Origin of the sequence: Streptacidiphilus albus JL83, from assembly GCF_000744705.1 — a bacterium.
GTDB lineage: Bacteria > Actinomycetota > Actinomycetes > Streptomycetales > Streptomycetaceae > Streptacidiphilus > Streptacidiphilus albus.
This window is the reverse complement of the sequence record NZ_JQML01000001.1, coordinates 1,268,414-1,289,298: the sequence shown is the minus strand read 5'-3', so window position 1 is coordinate 1,289,298 and position 20,885 is coordinate 1,268,414. Positions and strand designations below refer to the sequence as shown.

Annotated in this window: 20 protein-coding genes; 7 read left to right on the top strand and 13 right to left on the bottom strand. The window is 71.7% G+C overall.

The features are described from left to right. Positions 1-41: 41 nt before the first annotated feature. From BS75_RS05605 to BS75_RS05595, 3 genes are read right to left on the bottom strand one after another with little or no spacing between them, the layout of a single operon-like run. Positions 42-1,379, bottom strand: a complete 1,338-nt coding sequence (locus tag BS75_RS05605; protein ID WP_034087400.1) for an amidohydrolase family protein — start codon at positions 1,377-1,379, stop codon at positions 42-44. Beyond that, positions 1,379-2,269, bottom strand: coding sequence for an SDR family NAD(P)-dependent oxidoreductase (locus BS75_RS05600; RefSeq protein ID WP_034087399.1), 891 nt, complete (start codon positions 2,267-2,269; stop codon positions 1,379-1,381). Before BS75_RS05600 ends, BS75_RS05605 begins: the two co-directional genes overlap by 1 nt. Next, on the bottom strand, positions 2,269-3,093 hold the full coding sequence (locus tag BS75_RS05595; RefSeq protein ID WP_034087398.1) for an acetoacetate decarboxylase family protein: 825 nt from the start codon (positions 3,091-3,093) through the stop codon (positions 2,269-2,271). The genes BS75_RS05600 and BS75_RS05595 overlap by 1 nt, the downstream gene beginning before the upstream one ends. A 112-nt stretch (positions 3,094-3,205) precedes the next feature. On the opposite strand from BS75_RS05595, the gene BS75_RS05590 reads away from it, so the two are divergent. From BS75_RS05590 to BS75_RS05580, 3 genes are all read left to right on the top strand, one after another. Further along, positions 3,206-3,895, top strand: coding sequence for a TetR/AcrR family transcriptional regulator (locus BS75_RS05590; RefSeq protein WP_042437530.1), 690 nt, complete (start codon positions 3,206-3,208; stop codon positions 3,893-3,895). A gap of 168 nt (positions 3,896-4,063) precedes the next feature. Then, complete coding sequence (locus BS75_RS05585) at positions 4,064-4,936, top strand: nitrilase-related carbon-nitrogen hydrolase (protein WP_034087397.1); 873 nt, start codon at positions 4,064-4,066, stop codon at positions 4,934-4,936. Between the two features lie 100 nt (positions 4,937-5,036). Then, on the top strand, positions 5,037-6,341 hold the full coding sequence (locus BS75_RS05580; protein WP_034087396.1) for an aspartate aminotransferase family protein: 1,305 nt from the start codon (positions 5,037-5,039) through the stop codon (positions 6,339-6,341). Positions 6,342-6,386: 45 nt separating this feature from the next. Here the strand turns inward: BS75_RS05580 and BS75_RS05575 are convergent, their stop codons facing one another. From BS75_RS05575 to BS75_RS46065, 5 genes are all read right to left on the bottom strand, one after another. Further along, on the bottom strand, positions 6,387-7,415 hold the full coding sequence (locus BS75_RS05575) for an MBL fold metallo-hydrolase (RefSeq protein WP_231608098.1): 1,029 nt from the start codon (positions 7,413-7,415) through the stop codon (positions 6,387-6,389). Between the two features lie 313 nt (positions 7,416-7,728). Next, the gene (locus BS75_RS05570) at positions 7,729-8,496 is read right to left on the bottom strand and encodes an HAD family hydrolase (RefSeq protein WP_034087394.1); all 768 of its coding nucleotides are present in this window, start codon (positions 8,494-8,496) and stop codon (positions 7,729-7,731) included. Continuing rightward, a complete protein-coding gene (locus BS75_RS05565; RefSeq protein ID WP_197091902.1) occupies positions 8,489-9,316 on the bottom strand; it encodes a carbohydrate ABC transporter permease in 828 nt (275 codons plus the stop codon). The genes BS75_RS05570 and BS75_RS05565 overlap by 8 nt, the downstream gene beginning before the upstream one ends. 113 nt (positions 9,317-9,429) lie before the next feature. Beyond that, positions 9,430-10,740 (bottom strand): extracellular solute-binding protein, encoded by a 1,311-nt coding sequence (locus tag BS75_RS05560; protein ID WP_034087393.1) that lies wholly within the window; start codon positions 10,738-10,740, stop codon positions 9,430-9,432. A gap of 99 nt (positions 10,741-10,839) precedes the next feature. After that, positions 10,840-11,781, bottom strand: coding sequence for a carbohydrate ABC transporter permease (locus BS75_RS46065; RefSeq protein WP_052069213.1), 942 nt, complete (start codon positions 11,779-11,781; stop codon positions 10,840-10,842). 340 nt (positions 11,782-12,121) lie between these two features. Here BS75_RS46065 and BS75_RS47825 point away from each other — a divergent pair, with 340 nt between their 5' ends. Further along, entirely contained in the window at positions 12,122-12,406 is a 285-nt protein-coding gene (locus BS75_RS47825; RefSeq protein ID WP_152645770.1) for a hypothetical protein, read from the top strand. Between the two features lie 76 nt (positions 12,407-12,482). Here the strand turns inward: BS75_RS47825 and BS75_RS05550 are convergent, their stop codons facing one another. Beyond that, complete coding sequence (locus BS75_RS05550; RefSeq protein WP_034087392.1) at positions 12,483-13,598, bottom strand: helix-turn-helix domain-containing protein; 1,116 nt, start codon at positions 13,596-13,598, stop codon at positions 12,483-12,485. A 679-nt stretch (positions 13,599-14,277) separates the two neighbouring features. Between BS75_RS05550 and BS75_RS05545 the strand changes: the two genes are divergently transcribed. From BS75_RS05545 to BS75_RS05535, 3 genes are all read left to right on the top strand, one after another. Then, positions 14,278-15,414 carry a methyltransferase domain-containing protein gene (locus tag BS75_RS05545; protein WP_231607683.1) on the top strand — a complete coding sequence of 379 codons (1,137 nt, stop codon included), beginning with the start codon at positions 14,278-14,280 and terminating at the stop codon, positions 15,412-15,414. 157 nt (positions 15,415-15,571) lie between these two features. Beyond that, a complete protein-coding gene (gene hydA / locus BS75_RS05540) occupies positions 15,572-16,972 on the top strand; it encodes a dihydropyrimidinase (RefSeq protein ID WP_034087390.1) in 1,401 nt (466 codons plus the stop codon). A 40-nt stretch (positions 16,973-17,012) separates the two neighbouring features. Continuing rightward, positions 17,013-18,023: a TIGR03842 family LLM class F420-dependent oxidoreductase gene (locus BS75_RS05535; RefSeq protein WP_034087389.1), complete on the top strand. Its 1,011-nt coding sequence runs from the start codon at positions 17,013-17,015 to the stop codon at positions 18,021-18,023. A 15-nt stretch (positions 18,024-18,038) separates the two neighbouring features. Here BS75_RS05535 and BS75_RS05530 read toward each other — a convergent pair whose 3' ends face one another. From BS75_RS05530 to BS75_RS05515, 4 genes are all read right to left on the bottom strand, one after another. Then, a complete protein-coding gene (locus tag BS75_RS05530) occupies positions 18,039-18,212 on the bottom strand; it encodes a hypothetical protein (protein WP_034087388.1) in 174 nt (57 codons plus the stop codon). A gap of 81 nt (positions 18,213-18,293) precedes the next feature. After that, on the bottom strand, positions 18,294-18,911 hold the full coding sequence (locus BS75_RS05525; protein ID WP_034087387.1) for a TetR/AcrR family transcriptional regulator: 618 nt from the start codon (positions 18,909-18,911) through the stop codon (positions 18,294-18,296). Between the two features lie 160 nt (positions 18,912-19,071). Further along, positions 19,072-19,968 (bottom strand): acyl-CoA thioesterase, encoded by an 897-nt coding sequence (locus BS75_RS05520; protein ID WP_042437527.1) that lies wholly within the window; start codon positions 19,966-19,968, stop codon positions 19,072-19,074. A 92-nt stretch (positions 19,969-20,060) separates the two neighbouring features. Further along, positions 20,061-20,534, bottom strand: coding sequence for a pyridoxamine 5'-phosphate oxidase family protein (locus tag BS75_RS05515; RefSeq protein ID WP_034087386.1), 474 nt, complete (start codon positions 20,532-20,534; stop codon positions 20,061-20,063). Between the last annotated feature and the right edge of the window lie 351 nt (positions 20,535-20,885).

Sequence of the window (20,885 nt, the reverse complement as noted above, 5' to 3'; positions counted from 1 at the left end):
AGGGGGCGCAGGGCTCGCCGGGTTCACAGGGCTCGCCGGGTTCACAGGGTGCTCCCTTCGGTCGGGGCGGCGGTGCCGATGAACGGGAAGTCGCGGCCGGTCAGCCAGTGCCGGCCGACCTCGCGGGCCGGGGCCCAGGCCGCCTCCACCGCCGACTGGTCCTCCGGCTGGCCCAGTTCGGCCGGCGTGGGGCCTATCCGCCTGGCGATCGGGGCCAGCTTCGCCAGGTCGAAGCCGAAGACCTCGGCGCAGGACAGCCCCAGCATCTGCCGGGTCTCGCCGATCGGGATGTCGTGGAAGGTGGTCCGCATCCACTGCCGGGTGTTCGGCCAGGTGCCCTCCGGGTGCGGGAAGTCGCTGCCCCAGCAGATCGAGCCGACCCCGATCTCGTAGCGCTGCGCCAGCTCCCGCCGCTTGGTGTTGGTCGCGGCGATGAAGCAGTTGCGGTCCACGTAGGCGCTGGGCGCCATGGTCAGCTCGGCGAACGGCGAGAGCTTCTTGCCCCCGTGCGCGCCCAGGTAGAGCCGGTCCATGAACCACAGCAGGTTGGGCAGCCACCAGCAGCCCGACTCCGCCACCCCGAAGCGCAGCCCCGGGAACCGCTCGAACACGCCGGACCAGAGCAGGAACCACAGCGGGCGGGAGGGCCAGAACGTCACCTCGGTGACGTAGATGCCCAGGTGGTCGCCGTACTCGTGGCGCGGCGCCGAGCCGGAGTGGGTCACCACCGGCATCCGCAGCTCCTGGCAGACCGCCCAGACCGGGTCGTAGCGGCGGTCGTGGTAGGGGGCCTTGTCCACCCACATGGCCGGGATCATCACCGCGCCCAGGCCGGAGGCGTGCGCCCGGCGGACCTCGGCCACCGCCACGTCCACGTCCCCGGTGATCGGCAGCAGTGCCACCCCGCAGCGCCGTTCCGGCTGCGCGCCGCCGGCGATGAACTCGGCCAGCCAGCGGTTGTGCGCCCGTGCCCCGGCCATCCCCAGCACCGGGTCCTGGTCGCCGCTCAGCCCCAGGCCGACGCCGAAGGGCGCGGCGGTGGTGCTGTCCACCGCGTCCGCGTCCGGGAACACCACCTCGCCGGCCACGCCGTCGCCGTCCAGCTCCTTGTCGCGCTGCGCCGGGTCCCAGCCGCCGCGCAGGCCCTCCTCGTGATCCTCGAACCACTTCTGCGCGAAGGCCTCGTTGCGCACCCCGAGCCGGGTCGCGTCCTCGCGCCGGGACGCGGCCTCGGACAGGAACCGGTCGAAGGCGCGGTGGTGCGCGGACTCCAGGTAGGGCCGGTACTGCTCGGTGGGCAGCCCGGCGTGGCAGTCGGAGGAGACCACCAGGTAGGGCTCGTCGTACGGCTGACTGTCCGTCGGCCGACCGTCCGTCATCACTCCTCCTCCAGGATGAAGTGCTCCAGGTAGGCGGGGTTGCTGCGGTCCAGCATCGACTGCGAGCGGGCGCGGATCTGGCGGTCGCTGTGCTCGCTCGGCGGCAGCATCCAGAAGCGGTCGGCGCGGATGCCGTCCACCACGACCCCGGCGACCTCCTCGACCGGGGTGAACTCGATCTCCTGCCCGGCGGCGGCCATCGCCGCCTCCCACTGCTCCAGGCTGCGGTAGGGGGTGCGGCGCGGACGCTCCTTGGCGTAGCGCTCGGGGCGGTTGCGGTGCGACTCCCACAGCCCGGTGCGCAGCATGTGCGGCCCGGGGAAGAGCACCGACGCGCCGATCGGCGCCCGCTCGGCCCGCAGGTGGGCGTAGAGCGACTCGGTCATGGTGACCACGGCCGACTTGGTGACCGCGTAGACCGAGGCGGTCGGCAGCGGTGCGATCCCGCCGTCCGAGGAGGAGGTGTTGACCAGGTGTCCGGGTTCGCCGCCGGCCAGCATCCGGGGCACGAACGCCTGGATGCCGTGGAAGACGCCCCAGACGTTGACGGCGAAGGCCCACTTCCAGTCGTTGGGCTCGTGCTCCCACATCCGCCCCTCGGCCCCGGAGCCGACGCCGGCGTTGTTGCACAGCACGTGCACCGCGCCGAAGGCGCGGTAGGCGGCCTCCGCCAGGGCCTCCACGCTGTCGCGCTCGGAGACGTCGGTGACCTGGCCGACCGCGCTCGCGCCGCGCTCCCGCAGCCCGGCGACGGCCTTGTCCAGCGCGGGCTCCTCCACGTCGGCGAGCACCACCCGCAGTCCCTCGGCGGCGAAGCGCTCGGCCATGGCCAGACCGATGCCGCCGGCCGCGCCGGTGACCACGGCGACCTGTCCGGTGACGAGTTCCATCACGCCTCCCCGGCGGGCGCGGCGGGCGGGGCCGGGGAGTCCAGGACCTGCTGGGCGTCGTCGTAGCGCTGGTGGACGTAGGGCAGCACGGCCTGGGCGCTGAGCCGCTCCACCACCCGTCCGCGCTGGTCGGAGGTCTTCTCGCCGATGGTGATCTCCAGCAGCCGGCGCACCGGCAGGTCCGCGACCGGGTCGAACGCCGACTCCCGCAGCACCACCTCGCCGTCGACGCCCTCCAGCCGCCGCACCCGCTCGTTGCGCAGGCAGTGCACCAGCACCGGGTCGGCGTCGAAGCCCTCGCCGTCCACGGCGGGCAGGAACTTGAGGTAGAAGTCGAGCTTCTCGACCGGCTCGGGCAGCGGCAGCTCGCCGGTCACCCGGCCGCGCACCTCGACGAAGGAGATGCCGTGCCGGGTCAGCCGGGCGGTGACCAGGTCGCCGCCCGGGTCGGCCCGGCGCTCCACGCCGACCTCGCCGAGCTTCTTGGGCTCGCCGAAGACCTCCCGGCCGCCGATCAGCGCCCGTTCGGTGGTCATCGGCATCACCAGCGGGTACCAGCCGGTGTGCGCCCCGTGCTGGGCGCTCACCGAGAACGAGCCCGCCCCCAGGGGGCTGCCGAAGAGGTCGACCTGACTGATGTTCACCCGCACCAGCGCCCGCTCGGCGGGCTTGAGCGGCGGCGGGAGCACCTGGGCGACCGCGTCGGGGTCGCTCTCCCAGACCGCGACCACCCCGGTGGACCAGATGTCGGGCAGGCTGCCCCGGGCCCCCTTGGCTGCCCGGATCTCCGCCTCGCTGCGCGGGCCGTACCGTACGCGTGCCATGGCTGTACCGCCTTCGTCTCGTTCCTCCCGAGTTCTCTGTAACACTGTTACTCCGCCGGGCGTGCCGGGTAAAGGGGCTTGCAGGGCCCAACATCCTTGGGAGCAGCTTTCTGTGACGGATCATCAGATAAATCGGGAACTGGTCGTCGCGACCGCGGCCGAGCTCGTCCGCCGGGACGGGCCCAAGGCGCTGACCATGCGCCGGCTGGCCGCCGAGCTGGGCACCGCCGTCACCGCGATCTACTGGCACGTCGGCAACCGGGAGGCGCTGCTGGACGAGCTGGTGGCCCGGACCGTGCGGGAGATGGGGGAGATCAGAGCGGTCGGGGCGACCCCGGCCCGGCGCGCCGAGTCGGTGGCGCTGGCCCTGCGCCGGCTGCTGCGGCAGCGTCCGCACCTGATCGCGCTGGTCCATGAGCGCGGCCTGACCGAGGTGATGATGCTGCCGGCCCAGCGGGCGCTGGTGCACGAGGCACATGCGGCGGGACTGCGCGGCGAGGAGGCGGCGCGGGCGGTGCGCGCCGTCCAGTTCCAGGTGGTCGGCTTCGTCCTGGTGGAGCGCAACCGGGAGCGCGCGCCCCGGCAGCACCCCGGTGAGCCGGAGCTCTGGGACGACGAGACGGCCGAGCAGGACCCGGAGCTGGCCCACTCGCTGGCCGCGCCGCCCGAGCTGGACCTGCTCTTCGCCGCGAGCGTCCGCGCGCTGATCACGTCGCTGTGGCTGCCGACATCACCCGGGCAGTCGGCCGGGCAAACGCCCGGGCAGTCGACCGGAGAGGAGATCTGTCGCTCGTACGAGTGATCTAGCCGCTGGTCGGGAAACATCAACGTCTTCGCTGCGTTACGACGGACGTATCCGCCACGCGGTGTGTCCCGGCGCGACTGCCTGCCGCGCAGCGGGGACGCCCCGTCGTCCGGGACGCCGTCCAGACCTGCCGGGCCCGGGCCCGGCCGAAGGTGAGGGTGAGTCATGTCGGATTCCGCATCCGCCGCCGACCGCGGCTCGCAGATCGTGCGCGCCGCCCTGGTCCAGACCCGCTGGACCGGCGACGGCGCCTCCATGGTCGACCTGCACGAGCGCCACGCCCGCGAGGCCGCCGCGCAGGGAGCACAGGTGATCGGCTTCCAGGAGGTCTTCAACGCCCCCTACTTCTGCCAGGTGCAGGAGGAACAGCACTACCGCTGGGCCGAGGCCGTCCCCGAGGGCCCCACCGTCAGCCGGATGCGTTCGCTCGCCCGCGAGCTCGGGATGGTGATGGTCGTCCCGGTGTACGAGGTGGAGCAGCCCGGCGTGTACTACAACACCGCCGCCGTCATCGACGCCGACGGCAGCTACCTGGGCAAGTACCGCAAGCACCACATCCCGCAGGTGAAGGGCTTCTGGGAGAAGTTCTACTTCCGGCCGGGCAACCTCGGCTGGCCGGTCTTCGACACCGCCGTCGGCCGGATCGGCGTCTACATCTGCTACGACCGGCACTTCCCGGAGGGCTGGCGCGCCCTCGGACTCGCCGGCGCGCAGCTGGTCTACAACCCCTCCGCGACCAGCCGCGGCCTGTCCGCCTACCTGTGGCAGCTGGAGCAGCCGGCCGCCGCCGTCGCCAACGAGTACTTCATCGCGGCGATCAACCGGGTCGGCACGGAGGAGTACGGCGACAACGACTTCTACGGCACCAGCTACTTCGTCGACCCGCGCGGCCGACTGGTCGGCGCGGCCGCCTCCGACAAGGAGGAGGAACTGGTGGTCCGGGAGCTGGACTTCGGGCTGATCGAGGAGGTCCGGAACCAGTGGGCGTTCTACCGCGACCGCCGCCCCGACGCCTACGGACCGCTCACCGGGCCCTGACCGCCGAGCCCTGACCGCCGGGCCCGGCATCGATCCGCGCTCCAACCGCCACCGCACCGTCGTCGTCCTGCGGCCGCCGCAGGGGGGAAGCGAGTCCGCCGTGACCGATCTGATCCGCCGCCACCGCGCCGTCACCCCGGCCTGGCTGGCCGTCTACTACGACGAGCCCATCGAGCTGACCCACGGCGAGGGCCGCCATGTCTGGGACGCCGAGGGGCGCCGTTACCTGGACTTCTTCGGCGGGATCCTCACCACCATGACCGCCCACGCCCTGCCCGAGGTCACCAAGGCGGTCGCCGAGCAGGCCGGGCGGATCATCCACACCTCCACCCTCTACCTCTCCACGCCGATGGTGGAGCTGGCGGAGCAGATCGCCGAGCTCTCCGGCATCCCCGACGCCAAGGTCTTCTTCACCACCTCCGGCACCGAGGCCAACGACGCGGCGCTGCTGCTCGCCACCTCCTACCGCCGCTCCAACCAGGTGCTGGCGATGCGCAACAGCTACCACGGGCGCTCGTTCAGCACGATCGGGATCACCGGCAACAGCAGTTGGTCGCCGAGCAGCCTCTCGCCGCTGCAGACCCTCTACGTCCACGGCGGCGTCCGCACCCGGGGCCCCTTCGCGCACCTGTCCGACGCCGAGTTCACCGCCGCCTGCACCGCCGACCTGGAGGACCTGCTGACCCAGGTCGGCGGGCCGGTCGCGGCGCTGATCGCCGAGCCGATCCAGGGCGTCGGCGGCTTCACCAGCGGCCCCGACGGGCTGTTCGCCGCCTTCAAGCGGGTGCTCGACCGGCACGGCATCCTCTGGATCTCCGACGAGGTGCAGACCGGCTGGGGCCGGACCGGCGACCACTTCTGGGGCTGGCAGGCCCACGCCGAGGCAGGCCCGCCCGATGTGCTGACCTTCGCCAAGGGCATCGGCAACGGCCTGTCCATGGGCGGAGTGGTCGCCCGCGCCGAGGTGATGGACTGTCTGGACGCCAACTCCATCTCCACCTTCGGCGGCAGCCCGATCACCACCGCCGGGGCCCTGGCCAACCTGCGCCACCTGCTCGACCACGACCTGCAGGGCAATGCCCGGGCGATGGGCGCGCTGCTCACCGAGCGGCTGCGCGCGGCCGGGCTGCCGATCGTCCAGGAGGTGCGCGGCCGCGGGCTGATGATCGGCGTCGAGCTGGTCGACCCGGCGGGCGAGCCCTCCGCCGCCGCGGCGGCGGCCGTGCTGGAGCAGGCCAAGCAACTCGGCCTGCTGATCGGCAAGGGCGGTGCCCGGGGCAACGTCCTGCGGATCGCGCCCCCGATGACGCTGACCGAGCCGGAGGCCGTCGAGGGCGCCGACCTGCTGATCGAGGCCCTGGACCGGGCCTGGCAACAGCTCACCGCTGCCGGAGCGGGGCGCTGAGCGCCCCGCTCCGGCAGCGGCGGCCCGCCCGCTCCGGCCGGTCGGCTACCGGGCGCGGCCCGCGAAGTCGTAGCGGGCGGCGTACTCGGCGACCACGCGGGCGGTGCCGGTCGGCGGGTGCAGCCGCAGCGGAGCGGTCGTGTGGATGGGGAAGACCGTGCTCGGCCGCATCCGCTCCAGCATCAGGTGCAGGTGGTCCTGGCTCGCGTGGCCCGAGCAGCCGATCTGCCGCAGCGGGATGCCCAGCGCCGACAGCCAGTCGGTGAAGGGCTCCCAGCGCGGCTCGAAGGGGCCCAGCGGTTCGCCGTTGGCGTGGACGAAGACGGGGGCAGGGTAGCCGTCGCCGACCGGCAGGTCGAGCAGCGAGGCGAGGTCGTCCGGGTCCGGCGCGACCACGTACGAGCCTGGCGCCGCGTGCAGCTCGCTCGCGGGCACGTCGGCGCTGGAGAGCACCTCCGCCACGCCCAGCAGCCGCAGGAGGGCCGCGGTCTGCTCGGTCCACAGGACGGTGCGCCCGGCCGCGGCGGCGATGCCGAGGAAGGTGCTGACCCGCTCCAGGTCCCTCGGGTAGCAGGAGAGCAGCACCAGCCCGGGGGTGCGCTCGACCAGCTCGGTGAAGTCCCGCCGCACGTCGGTCTCGTCGCGGGGCCGGGCGCCGGGGTCCCAGCCGAGGGTGGTGCCCTCGGTGACCAGGACCTGGCACTCGGCGGCGCGCTCGACGAAGCCCCAGGAGCGCTCCGGGTGGTGGCCGTGGAACCGGATGTCGCCGGTGAAGGCGAGGACCCCGGCGGAGGTGCGGACCAGGTAGCCGGAGGCGCCGGGGACGTCGTGGTCCACGGCGACGCATTCCACCTCGATCGGCCCGACCCGGGTGCGCTGGCCGTCGGTGAGCCGGCGCCAGGCCGGGTCGCCGTGGGTGAGCCCCTGCCCGGTGGCGCTGAGCGCGTCGAGCAGGTCGACCGCGTCGGTGTGGGCGTGCACGGCGACCTCCTCGCGGAGGAAGCCGGCGAGGCCGACGTGGTCGATGTGCGGGTGGCTGACGAAGACGGCGGTCTCGCCCGCCGGTTCGGCCAGGGCGGCGGCCAGCGCGGGCCAGCCCGAACCGGCGGTGCCCCGGCCGGGCGGGGCCGCGGACCGGGCCGAGCGCGGCGGCGGTCAGGGCGTCCGGGTCGAACAGGCCGGGGATCCGCGGGGCGACGCCCATCCGCAGCCGGTCGGACAGCTCGCGTCCCGGCCGGAGCAGGACCGGCCGGCGGAAGGGGTCCCGGCCACTGGGGATGTCCAGACCGATGTCCAGCAGCACCCGGTGGCCGCCGTCCTCGATCATGATCTTGCTTCCGCCGATGACGCCGAGGCCACCCCAGAATTCGACAGCGACCATGAGTGCTCAGTTCCTCTCGGCGAGCGACCGGGCGTCGGCCCAGGTCCGTACGGTGTCGAGCAGATCCTCGATCACGGGGGCGGTGCGGTGGGCGGGGCCGTCGGCGCGGCCGAAGCGGTCGATGTAGGCGCCGACCGCGCCGATCTCCAACCCCGGTGCGATGTCGTTGTGCCAGTGGTCCCCGATCACCAGCAGTCGGGCGGCGTCCCCGGCGCGGACCTCGGACGCCTCGGCGTCCTCGGCGAGGCCGAGTTCGCGCCGCAGCAGCCGGTGCAGTCCGGCCGGCTTGCCGGTGCCGGAGACCACCTCGTCCACCAGCGGCAGCACGTCGAGCCGGCGCAGCAGCGGATCGAGGCCCTCGGCCGGGCTGTTGGTGGCGAGCACCACCCGCACGCCCCGCCCCCGCAGCTCCAGCAGCAGCTCCGCGTAGCCGGTGGGGACCTCCAGTTCCAGGGCGGGCCCGGCCATCCGGGCCCGGGTCTCGGCGAAGGCGGCGTTGAGCACGTCCCGGCCGAGGCCCTGGCGGCGGCCGAGGACGGCGACGGCCTCCCAGCCGTCCACCGCCTCCGGCAGGACCGGGGCGCCCTGGTCCAGGTAGCCGGCCAGCCCGTCCAGCAGCGCCGCGCGGTCGGCGGCCGGGAGCCGGTGCGCGGCCCGCTCGGCGTAGTAGTGCAGGGGGGCGTCGCCCCGGTAGAGCGTTCCGTCGAAGTCGGTGACCAGCACCGGCTTCCGACGGTCGGTCAGGTGGGTGGAGGCGGTGCCGGGTTCAGCCACGGACGCCTCCGGTGGCGGCCATGGCACCGGTGATGAAGTGGCGCTGCAGCACCAGGAAGAGCACCAGCACCGGCATGGTGGTGAAGGTGACCGCCGCGCACATGCCGGTGAAGTCGGTGCCGTCGGCCCCGGCGAAGCTGGAGACGCCGATCTCGATCGGCTGGACGCTGGGGCTGGTGGTCATGATCAGCGGCCACAGGAAGGAGTTCCAGCTGGCCATGAAGGTGTTCAGGACGATGATCAGCAGGGCCGGGCGGACCATCGGCATCCCGACGTACCAGAGCATCCGCAACCGCCCGGCGCCGTCCAGTTCGGCGGCGTCGAAGAGTTCGGTGGGCAGGCTCAGGAAGAACTGCCGGACCAGGAAGACCCCGAAGACGCTGGCGCCGAAGGGGATGATCTGGATCCAGTAGGTGTCCAGCCAGTTGATGTCGGTGGCGATGATGTAGTCGGGGATCAGCAGCACCGTGGTGGGCACCATCAGCACCGACAGCACCAGCAGGAACAGCTGGTTGCGGCCCTTGAACCGCATGACCCCGAAGGCGAACCCGGCCAGCAGCGAGGTGGCCAGCACCAGCACCGTGGTCAGCGAGGCGACCAGCACGGTGTTCAGGAAGTACCGGGTCCACGGCTCCGCGTCCCAGGCCCGGGCGTAGTTGCCCCAGTGCCAGTGCGGCAGCAGGATCCCGGAGAGGGACGCGGTCGCGCTGGCGGAGTTCAGCGAGGTGGCGACCACGAGGTAGAAGGGCAGCAGGAACAGCAGGCCGACGAGGACGGCCAGGGTCCGGCTCAGCACGGTGGCGACGCGCGAACTGCCCACCGGGCGGCTCGGCACGGCGCTCGGCAGGCGGCGCGCCGAGGCGCGCCGCCGGAGGAGCCCCCGGCGGCGAACCTCGGACCGGTCGCCCGTCAAGGCGTCGGATGCGGCAGAACTCACTGGGCGCTCTGCTGGTCGGCGAGGGCTGCCTTCTGGGCCGCGTTCAGCGCGGTGGTCGGGTCCTCGCCCTTGTCCAGGACGGCCTGGATGGCGACGACCTCCTCGCCCTGGGCCTGCTGGACCCAGGTGTACGGCGGCTGCGCCACCGCGTACTCGAGCGCGGCCACGGCCGTGGTCAGGTAGGGGTTCTTGGCGATGAAGCTGCTCATCAGCGGCAGCGCCTGCGAGGTGACCGGCAGGTAGCCGGTCTGCTCGGCCCACTGGGCCTGGCTGGAGGCCGAGGCGAGGAACTGCATGTACTTCCAGCCGGCCGACTGCTGGGCCGGGGAGGCGCCGGAGAACATGGCGATGTTGGTGCCCGAGAGGATGTTGGTCGGGGTGCCGGAGGGGCCGGTGGGCAGGACCTCGGTCCCCAGCGGGAACTTGCTGCCCACGGCCTGGTTCTCGTAGTAGTAGCCGGCCGCGCTGCTCAGGTCGAAGGCGCCCTTCTGCGCGCCGAGGGCGGTCTCGCCCGGGTAGTCGGTGCCGACCGCGAGGGCGCCCTCGTTCTTCAGCGTCTCCATGTAGGTGAGCGCCTGGATCGCCGCCGGGCTGTTCAGCTGCGGGGTGCCGTTGGCGGCGAAGTCCGGGGTGCCGTAGGCGGCGGTGAGTGCCTCGAACATGGTCGCGCCGCCGGCCGGGGAGGAGGTGGTGCCCGGGTCGACGGTGATCGCGGTGACCCCGCCGGTGGAGACGGCCTTGGCGTCGGTCGCGAACTGGGCCCAGGTGGTGGGCGCCGGCAGGTTCTTGGCCTTCAGCATGGTCTCGTTGTAGTACATGACCTGGACGCTCTTGTTGAACGGCCACATCCACAGCTTGCCGTCGGGCAGCTTCAGGTCGTTCTGGACGCCGCTGTAGAAGGCGCTGAGCCCGGCCGGGCTGTTGCTGCCGGCGTACTGGCTGAGCGGCAGGATGGCGTCGCTGTTGGCGAAGGTCGCCGCCCAGCTCTCCTGGACCTGCCCGAGGGTGGGGGCGTTGTGGGCGGCCACCCCGGCGGTCTCCTTGGCCAGCAGGTTGCCGTAGCTGGTCTGGTACTCCAGGTTGACGGTGATGCCCGGATTGGCCTTCTCGAAGGCGCTGGTCAGCGCGACCAGCGTGGACTTCTGCGTGCCGCTGTCCATGATGGACATGAAGCTGATGGTCGCCTTGCCACCGGCCTGGGCCGAGGAGCCGGAACCCGAGGCGGAACTGCTGGACGAACAGCCGGCCAGGGCGACGATCGCGGTGGCGGAGGCGAGCAGGGCGAGGCCCCTGCGGTTACGGGACATGACGGGTTGACCCCTTCGGTCGGCCTTTGGTGAAGGCGGAGAGCACTGCGGTGAGGGTGACGCGGTGGTCCGGTGTGGCGGTCCTGCGGGACGGCGGGCTCAGAGCGACTCGGCGATCTGACTGCCGGTCCGGCGGCGGAGCAGCGTGAACGCGGCGGTGATCAGGAAGAGCACCATGGCCAGCGCGGCGCCGTAGCCGGTGTGGAAGATGACGAACGCCTCCTGGTAGAGGAGGTAGCTGAGGGTGGTGGTGGCGTAGTCCGGGCCGCCCTGGCTCATCTCGTAGAACTGGGTGAAGGCCTGGAGCGAGGTGATGCTGGTGATGATCACCACGAAGCTGGTGACCGGCCGCAGCTGCGGCCAGGTGATGTGCCAGAACTCCTGCCAGGCGTTGGCCCCGTCCAGCCGGGCGGCCTCGCTCATCTCGCTGGAGACGACCGAGAGCCCGCCGAGGAAGAGCACCACGGTGAAGCCCAGTTCGTGCCAGAGGCTGAAGACGATCACCGAGGGCATCGCCCAGGTCGGCGACTGGAGCCACTGCACCGCCGGCAGGCCCACGGCCCTGAGGATGCTGTCGGCCAGGCCGAACTGCGGGTTGAAGATCCACACCCAGGCCACCGAGGTGGCCACCACCGGGGTGACGTACGGGGTGAAGATGGCGACCCGGGTGGCGCTCAGCAGCCGGCCGCCGCGCTGCAGCAGCAGCGCGATCCCCAGCCCGAGCGCGGTACCGCCGATCACCATCGCCCCGGTGAAGTAGAGCGAGTGCCCGAGGCTGGACAGGAAGGTCGGGGAGTTGGAGTGGAACAGCGCCTGGTAGTTGGCGAAGCCGATGTACTTGGACATCGAGGTGTTCAGCACGTTCCAGTTGAAGGTGCTGACGTAGATCGTGTAGCCGGTCGGCGCGATGACGAAGACCAGGAAGATCAGCAGCGCCGGAGCGCTGTAGAGCCAGCCCATCGGGCTCTCCCGGGCACGCTTGACGCGCTTCCTCCGCACCGCCCGGTCCGACCGGACGAGCACCTCGCTGTGTTGCGCCATCGTCCCAACCCCACCCGATCTCGCCCTGACTCGTCCTGCCGGTGTCGAGTGAAACGCGCGTAGATGGCGCGTATATGTCAAAAGGGGAAATACTTGGTGACGACCGCAGAACTTGCTTGGGGATATGAGAGCCTGGAAGGCTGGCCACTCTCGACCTCCACCGCGCCAATCCCGGAATACCAGGCCGCCGACGCGACTCCGGCCCCCTGGCGACACTCCGTCCCCCCTCCGCCAGTCTGCCCCCGGCAGGCGTGGGCCTGGTGCGTCGACCACCGGGCGCGGCCCGGCGATCGGCCGGTGGCCCGGGGCCCGTGCCCGCAACGGGGGTACTGTCGCCGCGATGAGCCCCGATTCCCTGGCCGGATGCGGCAAGCCCTCAGCGCGGGGGGCGTCGACGCCCTCGCTCTGCCGGGCGCGATCGCCGGCGATCGCCCGCGCATGGACAAGTACCGGTTGCAGAGCGAGCGATCTCGCGCTGCTCCGTGACATCGCCGCGCCGGTGGCTGGTCAACTGCCGTCCGGGACCGAGCTCCAGGCCGGTATCGAGCTCCTGGCCGGTATCGAGCTGGGCGGCGCCACGCTCGCCACAGCCTTGGCCCTGCACGCGGCCATCGCGGATAGCTGACCTGCGAACACATCACCCGTACGCCCGGCCCGGGGCGCAATGCCCTGCCGTCGGCAAGCCGCAGGCGTCAGTCTCGTCAGGCTCGGATCTCGTCCATCAGCATGCGGAGCGTCAGTGAGTGCTTCTCCGGCGGCAACCGGTCCAGTGCGCTCTGCGCGTAGGCGGCCCCGCCGGCCCTGTCCCCGGCTCGCGCCAGCATCAGCCCTCGGTGCATTTCGAGGTGCGTGCGAAAGCGGGGCAGGCTGGCGGGGAGCAGCGCCGCGGCCCGGTCCTGGGCCTTCACCGCCCGCTGCTCGTCGCCGAGTCGTGCCGCAAGGAGGGAGACGAAGACGTTCATACGCCACTCCGGCACGGCGTAGTCCGACTCCTCCCGGTCGCCGGACGCGGCCACGTCGAACACCCGCTGCCCCTCGTCCAGCAGTGCGCGGGCGGTGGCCCGGTCGCCCTGGTTCACCGCAGCGTGGGCCTTGCCCATGACGGCGTTGAGCCTGCCAAGTGACGGCTTGTCGGACAGGGCAAGGGCAGCGTCCGCGAAGCGTCCTGCCACGGGGAGCGCGGCCCCCTCGTACCCGAGGGCGATGGCAGCGCGGCCCCGGACCCAGACGCGGGTCTGCGTGTCCCCGGAACGGTCCGCCGCTTCGGCCGCGAGCCGGTACCAGTCCACGGCCTTGGTGCCGTCGGAACCGGGGTAGGTCTTGGCGTACAGCGTGGCCATGCGCGCGGCCACCTGCCACATCTCCGGGGTGTCCAACTGCTGCTGCAACACGACGAGATCGCCGGCGAGCCGCTGCTGGAGCTCGGCCGCACCGGCCGACATGTAGTCACGGCCATACGTTTCAAGGGTGTTCTGCCAGGCGTCCCCGCTGGGCTTGCCCTTGAGCGCGGAAGCGAACCCGTGCGACAACAGGTCATTGCCGACGACCGGGGCAATCGTCGTTGCGGCGACGGTGGTCAGGAACTGACGTCGGTACATGGCGGGGTTCTCCAGTATGGCTAGTGGCACCTGTAGGACCGTGGCCAACCGGGTGAGCCACCATGGGCCGGGCGTGACCTTGCCCCGCTCCCACCGGCTCACCTCTTCGCGGGTGACGTTGGTCCTGTAACCATTGGCCGCGTTCAGCTCATCAGCCAATCGGCCCTGGGACCAACTGTGTTGCTTTCGGAGATCACGGATCAAGAGCCCGACGTCCATAGGACCAGGATGCCCCTATGCGTGCCCCTACGTGGTCAGGTCTCTGCCGGTAAACCAGAAGGGTGACGGTCAGCCGTGGGCAAGGGAGCGTGACGGACGTGTTCGGTGGGTTGGCGATCGGACCATTGCTGGGCGGACGGGCCACAGGGCGGTGGCAGATGTGTTGATGCTTCGCGTGTACGTGGTGAACCGGGATACGGGTGTCGAGCGGGAGCTTCGGGTCGTGGACTATGAGCCCACCGCCTTCGTGAACACATCCGAGTCGCAGGCCATGCCCCCCTGTTCATGCCCCAACTGTGTTCCCGCGCCCGAGAACGAGGCAAGTGCTGCCCGCCGCGCGCTTGAGGCGTCATGAGGGGCGCGATCCACTGCGTCCCGCCGTCCCAAAGGCTCCCGTCCCTTCCGGGGCAGGGCATCACCCCCGTCGGACATCCGCCCGGTGGGCCGCGCATGACCCAACACAGGGAGGCCAGCACATGGCAGTGACTCCGATCCTCCGGCCCGTCGACGAGGGGGGTGACGGGCTCCCCGGTCAGCCGTGGGAACCGCCGCCCCCGCCGCCGCCGGACGGCGGCTCGCCGCCCGGGGACGGGGGCCACCGAAAGGAATGAGCACCGAACCGGAGCAGGGGGCCCGCGCCAGCGACGAGCTGGCGCGGTTCCTTCTCAACGTTGGCTCCATGACGCCCGATTGGGCCGAGAGCTTCCGGGCGGTACCGCGTGCCTGGTTCCTGCCGAGCCTGTTCTGGTCGCACTCCATGACCACCGGCACGAACACCGCCGTCAACCGGTACGAGGACCCGGACGAGTGGGAGGCACAGGCGCACGCCAACGTGCCCATCGTCACCCAATGGGATGACGGGAAGCACCTGGGTACCCAGCCCGGGGCGGTGCCGACAAGCTCAGCGTCCATGCCCAGCGTGGTGGTTGAGATGCTGCGCGACCTGGACGTGACCGAGGGCATGAACGTGCTCGAAGTCGGTACCGGGACCGGGTGGAACGCCGGGCTGCTGACACGCCGCCTCGGCGGCGGAAACGTCGTCACGGTCGAGGTGGACCCGGTGGTGTGCGTGGCGGCCCGGACAGCGCTGTCGGCTCACGGGCTCCGCCCGCAGGTGGTCCGGGGAGACGGCGCGGACGGGTACGTCGCGGCTGCTCCCTACGACCGGGTGATCGTCACTGCGGGGGTGCGGCAGATTCCCGCAGAGTGGCTTCGGCAGACTCGGTCGGGCGGCGTCGTCCTCGCGCCGTGGGGGACGCACTACGCCAATGACGATGCCCTGGTGAAGCTCACCGTGCGTGCGGACGGGAGCGCATCCGGGCCGTTCCTGAGGCCGGTCGCGTTCATGAAGCTCCGGGACCAGCGGTTGGACTGGGGCCGCTTCGGCAACCACGTCACGCACTACCCCGGCGATGCCGAGCAGAGCTGGACGGGCCTCGGTCCGGACGACCTCGGCGGGCAGCAGCAGTTCCACCCGGCCCGCCTGGTCGTCGGCATGTGCGTGCCGGGGGTCGCACACGTGCTCAACGCCACCGAGGCCGGGGTGAACGCATGGTTCTTCTCGCTGGACGGTCCGCCGTCCTGGGCGGCGGTCGAGTTCCGCCGGGGCGAACCGGCGGCCACGGTGTACCAGCACGGACCGCGCAGGCTGTGGGACGAGGTGGAGCGCTCGCTGCGGTGGTGGGCCGACCAGGGCCGTCCCCCGGTGGACCGGTTCGGACTCACGGTCACCCCCTCGGGCGCGCAACGACCATGGTTTGCGGACCCGACCAACGCGGTCCCGTCGTTCAACACGTCGGTCGAGGGCGAGGGCTGAGGCGGGGACCGCGTGGCGGGCTGCGCGCCGAAAAGGGCCTCTTTGGGGTGATCACCCGAAGGGGGCATTTTCGTCCGCGTCGTCCCTGTCGTGACGCATTGGTCGGGCCTACGCTGTCGCTCATGGCCTCATGAGTCAGTGCGACGGGAGACAGCGCATGACACGCACCCTGATTACCGGTGGGCTGGTCGTCACGGCCGCCGAGGAGGTCCACGCCGACGTCCTGATCGAGGGGGAGCGCGTGGTCGCGCTCGCCGGCACCGGAAGTGACGTGGCGTCCGGGTGGACCGCCGACCGGACCATCGACGCCACCGACTGCTACGTCGTCCCCGGCGGGGTCGACGTGCACACCCACATGGAGCTGCCCTTCGGCGGCACCAGCGCGTCCGACACCTTCGAGACCGGTACCCGCGCCGCCGCCTGGGGCGGGACGACCACCATCGTGGACTTCGCGGTCCAGTCGGTCGGCGGCTCGCTGCGCGACGGCCTGGACGCCTGGCACACCAAGGCCGAGGGCAACTGCGCCATCGACTACGGCTTCCACATGATCGTCTCCGACGTCACCCCCGACGTGCTGAACGAGATGGACCTGCTGGTGGAGGAGGGGGTCACCTCCTTCAAGCTGTTCATGGCCTACCCCGGCGTCTTCTACAGCGACGACGGGCGCATCCTGCGCGCCATGCAGCGCTCCGCCGACAACGGCGGACTGATCATGGTGCACGCCGAGAACGGCATCGCCATCGACGTCCTGGTCGAACAGGCGCTGGCGGCCGACCGGACCGACCCGCGCTACCACGGCGAGGTCCGGCGCGAACTGCTGGAGGCCGAGGCCACCCACCGCGCCATCCAGCTGGCCCGGGTGGCCGGCGCCCCGCTCTACGTCGTCCACGTCTCGGCCGAGCAAGCCGTCGCCGAGATCGCCGCCGCGCGCGACCTCGGGCTCAACGTCTTCGGCGAGACTTGTCCGCAGTACCTCTACCTCTCCACCGACAACCTCGCCGAGCCCGGCTTCGAGGGCGCCAAGTACGTCTGCAGCACTCCGCTGCGACCGCGCGAGCACCAGGACGCGCTCTGGCGGGCGCTGCGCACCAACGACCTCTCGGTGGTCTCCACCGACCACTGCCCGTTCTGCTTCACCGGGCAGAAGGAGCTGGGCCGGGGCGACTTCTCGAAGATCCCGAACGGGCTCCCGGGCGTGGAGAACCGGATGGACCTGCTGCACCAGGCGGTCGTGGACGGCCGGATCTCCCGGCGCCGCTGGATCGAGCTGGCCTGCGCCACCCCGGCCCGGATGTTCGGCCTCTACCCGCGCAAGGGCACCATCACCCCGGGCGCCGACGCCGACGTGGTCGTCTTCGACCCGCACGCCGGTTATCCCTTGTCAGCCAGTACCCACCACATGAACGTCGACTACTCGGCCTACGAGGGCCGCCATGTCGCCGGCCGGGCCAGGACCGTGCTCTCGCGCGGCAGTGTGGTCATCGAGGACGGCGAGTACCGGGGCCGGGCCGGCCATGGCGCGTACCTGCCGCGCGGCACCAGCCAGTACCTCGTCTGACGGTCCGGTCACCCCAGCTCAGCCCCGGAATGGAGGCACCATGGACTTCGGCCTCGTGCTGCAGACGGACCCGCCCGCCCGGCTGCTCGTCGACCGGATGAAGCGCGCCGAGGCGGCCGGCTTCAGCCACGGCTGGACCTTCGACTCGGTCGTGCTGTGGCAGGAGCCGTTCGTCATCCACAGCCGGATCCTGGCCGAGACCGAGCGGCTGACGGTCGGTCCGATGGTGACCAACCCCTGCACCCGCAGCTGGGAGGTGACCGCGTCGGTCTTCGCCACCCTCAACGACATGTACGGCAACCGCACCGTCTGCGGCATCGGCCGGGGCGACTCGGCGATGCGGGTCGCCGGGCGCCGACCGGCCACGCTGGCCCGGCTCGGCGAGGCCATCCACGCGATCAAGGAGCTGGCCGAGGGCCGGGAGGCCGAGATCGACGGCACGGTGATGCGGATGCCCTGGGTCCGCGACGGCGCGCTGCCGGTGTGGATGGGAGCCTACGGGCCGAAGGCGCTGGAGCTGGTCGGCCGTCAGGCGGACGGCTTCATCCTCCAGTTGGCCGACCCCTACCTCACCGAGTGGATGGTGAAGTCGGTCCGCGCGGCGGCGGAACGGGCCGGCCGCGACCCCGACGCGATCACCGTCTGCGTCGCCGCACCGGCGTACGTCACCGACGGCAGTGAGGAGGAACTGGCCCACGCCCGGGAGCAGTGCCGCTGGTTCGGCGGGATGGTCGGCAACCATGTCGCCGACCTGGTCGCCCGCTACGGCGAGCACTCCGACCAGGTGCCCGAGGCGCTGACCGCGTACATCGGGGCCCGTCACGGCTACGACTACAGCCACCACGGTCGGGTCGGGAACCCGGACACGGACTTCGTCCCCGACGCCGTCGTGGACCGCTTCTGCCTGCTCGGACCGGTCTCCGCGCACCTGGAGAAGCTGGCGCAGCTACGGGAGTTGGGCGTGGACCAGTTCGCCGTCTACGCGATGCACGACGCGGTCGAACGGGTCATCGACGCCTACGGCGCCGAGATCGTCCCCCGCCTCGGCTGAAGGCGGCCCGCGCGCTCACCACCGGTACCAGCCGCCGCCCCGGCCACCGGGACGGCCACCACCACTGCGGAAGAAGCCCAGAATCCACAGCACGAACACCACGATCGCGACCCACCACAGGATGTGGATCGCGAAGCCCAGGCCGCCGAGGAGCAGGGCGACCAGCAGGACGAGAAGTACAGGACCCATGTCATCAACCTCCTGACAGTCCTGTGCCCGGTCTCCGCCCGCTCAGTCCTGCGCCGCGCGTCCCGCCGCGTCGGCTCGGCATCACACCGGCGCGTAGGGGGCGAGCAGGAGGCGGATCATCTCGTCGAGGTGGACGAAGGCGTCCGCAAGGGTGGTGCGGCCGGTGACCCAGGCGACGAGCTCGCTGGTCCAGGCGGAGTCGATGAGCAGCGGCAGGACCGCGCCGGCGGCGGGCGGGACGTCGGGCATCACGGCCAGCAGGGAGGCCCGACCGGCGCTCGCCATCGCCTCGACCGCCTCGCTGGCGAAGGGGTCGGTGGACACGGTCACCGAGACCAGCAGGTGGGCCAGGTTCGGCTGGCGCTGGAAGGCCCGCATCCCCCGGTGGACGAAGCGGACGACCCGGTCGGAGGCGCCCGGCGGGGTGGGGGAGCCGCGCAGCTCGGCGGCGATGTCGGCCATCAGCTGACCGCGCCAGTCCGAGACGGCGGAGGCCAGCAGGTGGTCCTTGGAGGAGAAGTAGCGATAGGTCGTCCCGAGCGCGACCCCGGAGCGCTCGCTCACCTGTTTCATCTGGACGCGCTCGACGCCGATCTCGGAGACGAGTTCGATCGCTGCCCTGATCAGGTGCTTCCGGCGTTCCAACTGGCGGGGAGACATAGCCTCGACCGGCCGTGGGGACAGGTCTACCTTGGACACCTCTCCACTGTAGCGGGAACCCTGTTGCAGGTGTATGACGCGCGGTCAGATCAACTGACCACCGTGGATGTGATGTGCACCGCCGCCGCGTTGGAACGATGTTCTCATTGGCCCGTGTTCCCACCGGCCCGCGGCCGGTCCGGTACCGGCCCTGCTGCGGCTACCGCCGCTCGCGGACCAGCGCCTCCTGCACCACCGAGGCGACCAGCAGCCCGTCCCGGGTGTAGAACTCGCCCTGGGCCAGCCCGCGCCCGTCCGCCGAGGTGGGGCTGCGCTGGGCGAACAGCAGCCACTCGTCGGCGCGGAACGGGCGGTGGAACCACATCGCGTGGTCCAGCGAGGCCAGGTTGATCCTGGCCGGTCCCCTGCGTTCGGCGCGCGGCGGCTGCAGGTGCATCGCAGCGGTCGAGGCCAGGGTCAGGTCGGACAGGTAGGCCAGCGCGCAGACGTGCAGCAGCGGGTCGTCGCCGGGCAGCGCCGAGGCCGACTTCAGCCAGACGAACTGCTCCTCCACCCCGTCCTGCGGCTTCGGCAGCCCGCTCGCCCCGCGCGGGACGATCCGCATCTCCAGGGTGTACCGACCGGTGGTCGACCAGTAGGACTCGGCTCCGCCGCCGGCCCAGGCCACGTAGGGGTCGTCCAGCTGGTCCGGGTCGGGCAGCGGCGGCACCGCCCGCTGCCGGTCGGGGCCGTCCTCGGGCACCTTGAAGGAGGCGGAGAGGGTGAACATGGCTTCGCCGCCCTGGATCGCGGTGACCCGGCGGGTGGCGTAGGAGCGGCCGTCGCGCAGTCGCTCGACCTCGTACACCAGCGGGTGGCGCGGGTCGCCGGGGCGCATGAAGTAGCCGTGCAGCGAGTGCACGGCGCGTCCGGGGTCGACCGTCCGGCCCGCCGCGACCAGGGCCTGCGCGGCGACCTGACCGCCGAAGGCGCGCAGCGGCGCGCCGGCGTGGCACCAGCCCCGGAAGAGGTTGAGCTCGATCTGTTCGAGGCTCAGCAGATCCACGAAGCCGGAGATGCTGGTGGGCTGCTCGGTCACTCGGGTCTGGTCCGCCATCCGGCCATCGTCCCAGACCGGCCGCGCGTAACCCCGGGTGGAACCCGTGCTTCGGCTGTGACCTGTGTTACGCCGGCGCTCCTTCTCCCAGGTCAACGCTGGAAGTCGCCGCCCAGCTTGCGGAAGTCCCAGCTGGCGGAGGTGCGCGGGGCGAGGCGGAGCCAGGCGTGGCGGCCGTCGTGGACCATGCTCGCACCGAAGCCGTACTTGGCGGCGAAGAGCTTCTCCGGCGCCTCCAGTTCGGCGTGCGGCAGTCCGGTCCTGGGGCTCTCGCCGACGTGCTCCACCTCGCCGGTCAGTTCCACCCCGCGCAGCTCGCCGTAGGACTCGCCGGCGTCGACCACCACCGCGATGCGCGGGTCGGCCGCCAGCTCGGCGCCGCGTCGGCTGCGGGCGACGGAGTAGAGCCACAGCGCCGAGCCGTCCCAGACGAACCAGAGGGCGGTGGCGTGCGGGCGGCCGTCGGCGGCGACCGTGGCGACGCGGCAGGTGCGCTGCTCCGCGAGGAAGGCGTCGCGCTCCGCCGGGGTCATCATGATCCGTCTGCCGTGGCGCTGCTCGGGCATCTGCCGCCTCCTCTGCGAGGCCCTCCTCGGAGGAGGGTGCTTCCCCGGCAGAAGTAGAACGTGTTCTCGCTGGAAAAGCCAGAGCGCGGACGACAGTCGGTCGGGCCGGGGCGCAGCGGCTCAGTGGTCCTCGTGGTCCTCGTGTTCCTGGGTCGACGGAGTGTCACCGGCGGCTAAGCGGGTCAGCAGGGCGGTCAACTGCTCCTGCTCCCTCCCGGCGGCGGTGACCTCGATCACATGGGCACTCGCAGTCCGGCCGCCGCACCGTAGTGAGCCACAGCAACCAACTGCCGCACCCCACCGTGGTGCACCCGCACGGCGGCCGCACCCCGGCCGAGAGCGACGGCTACC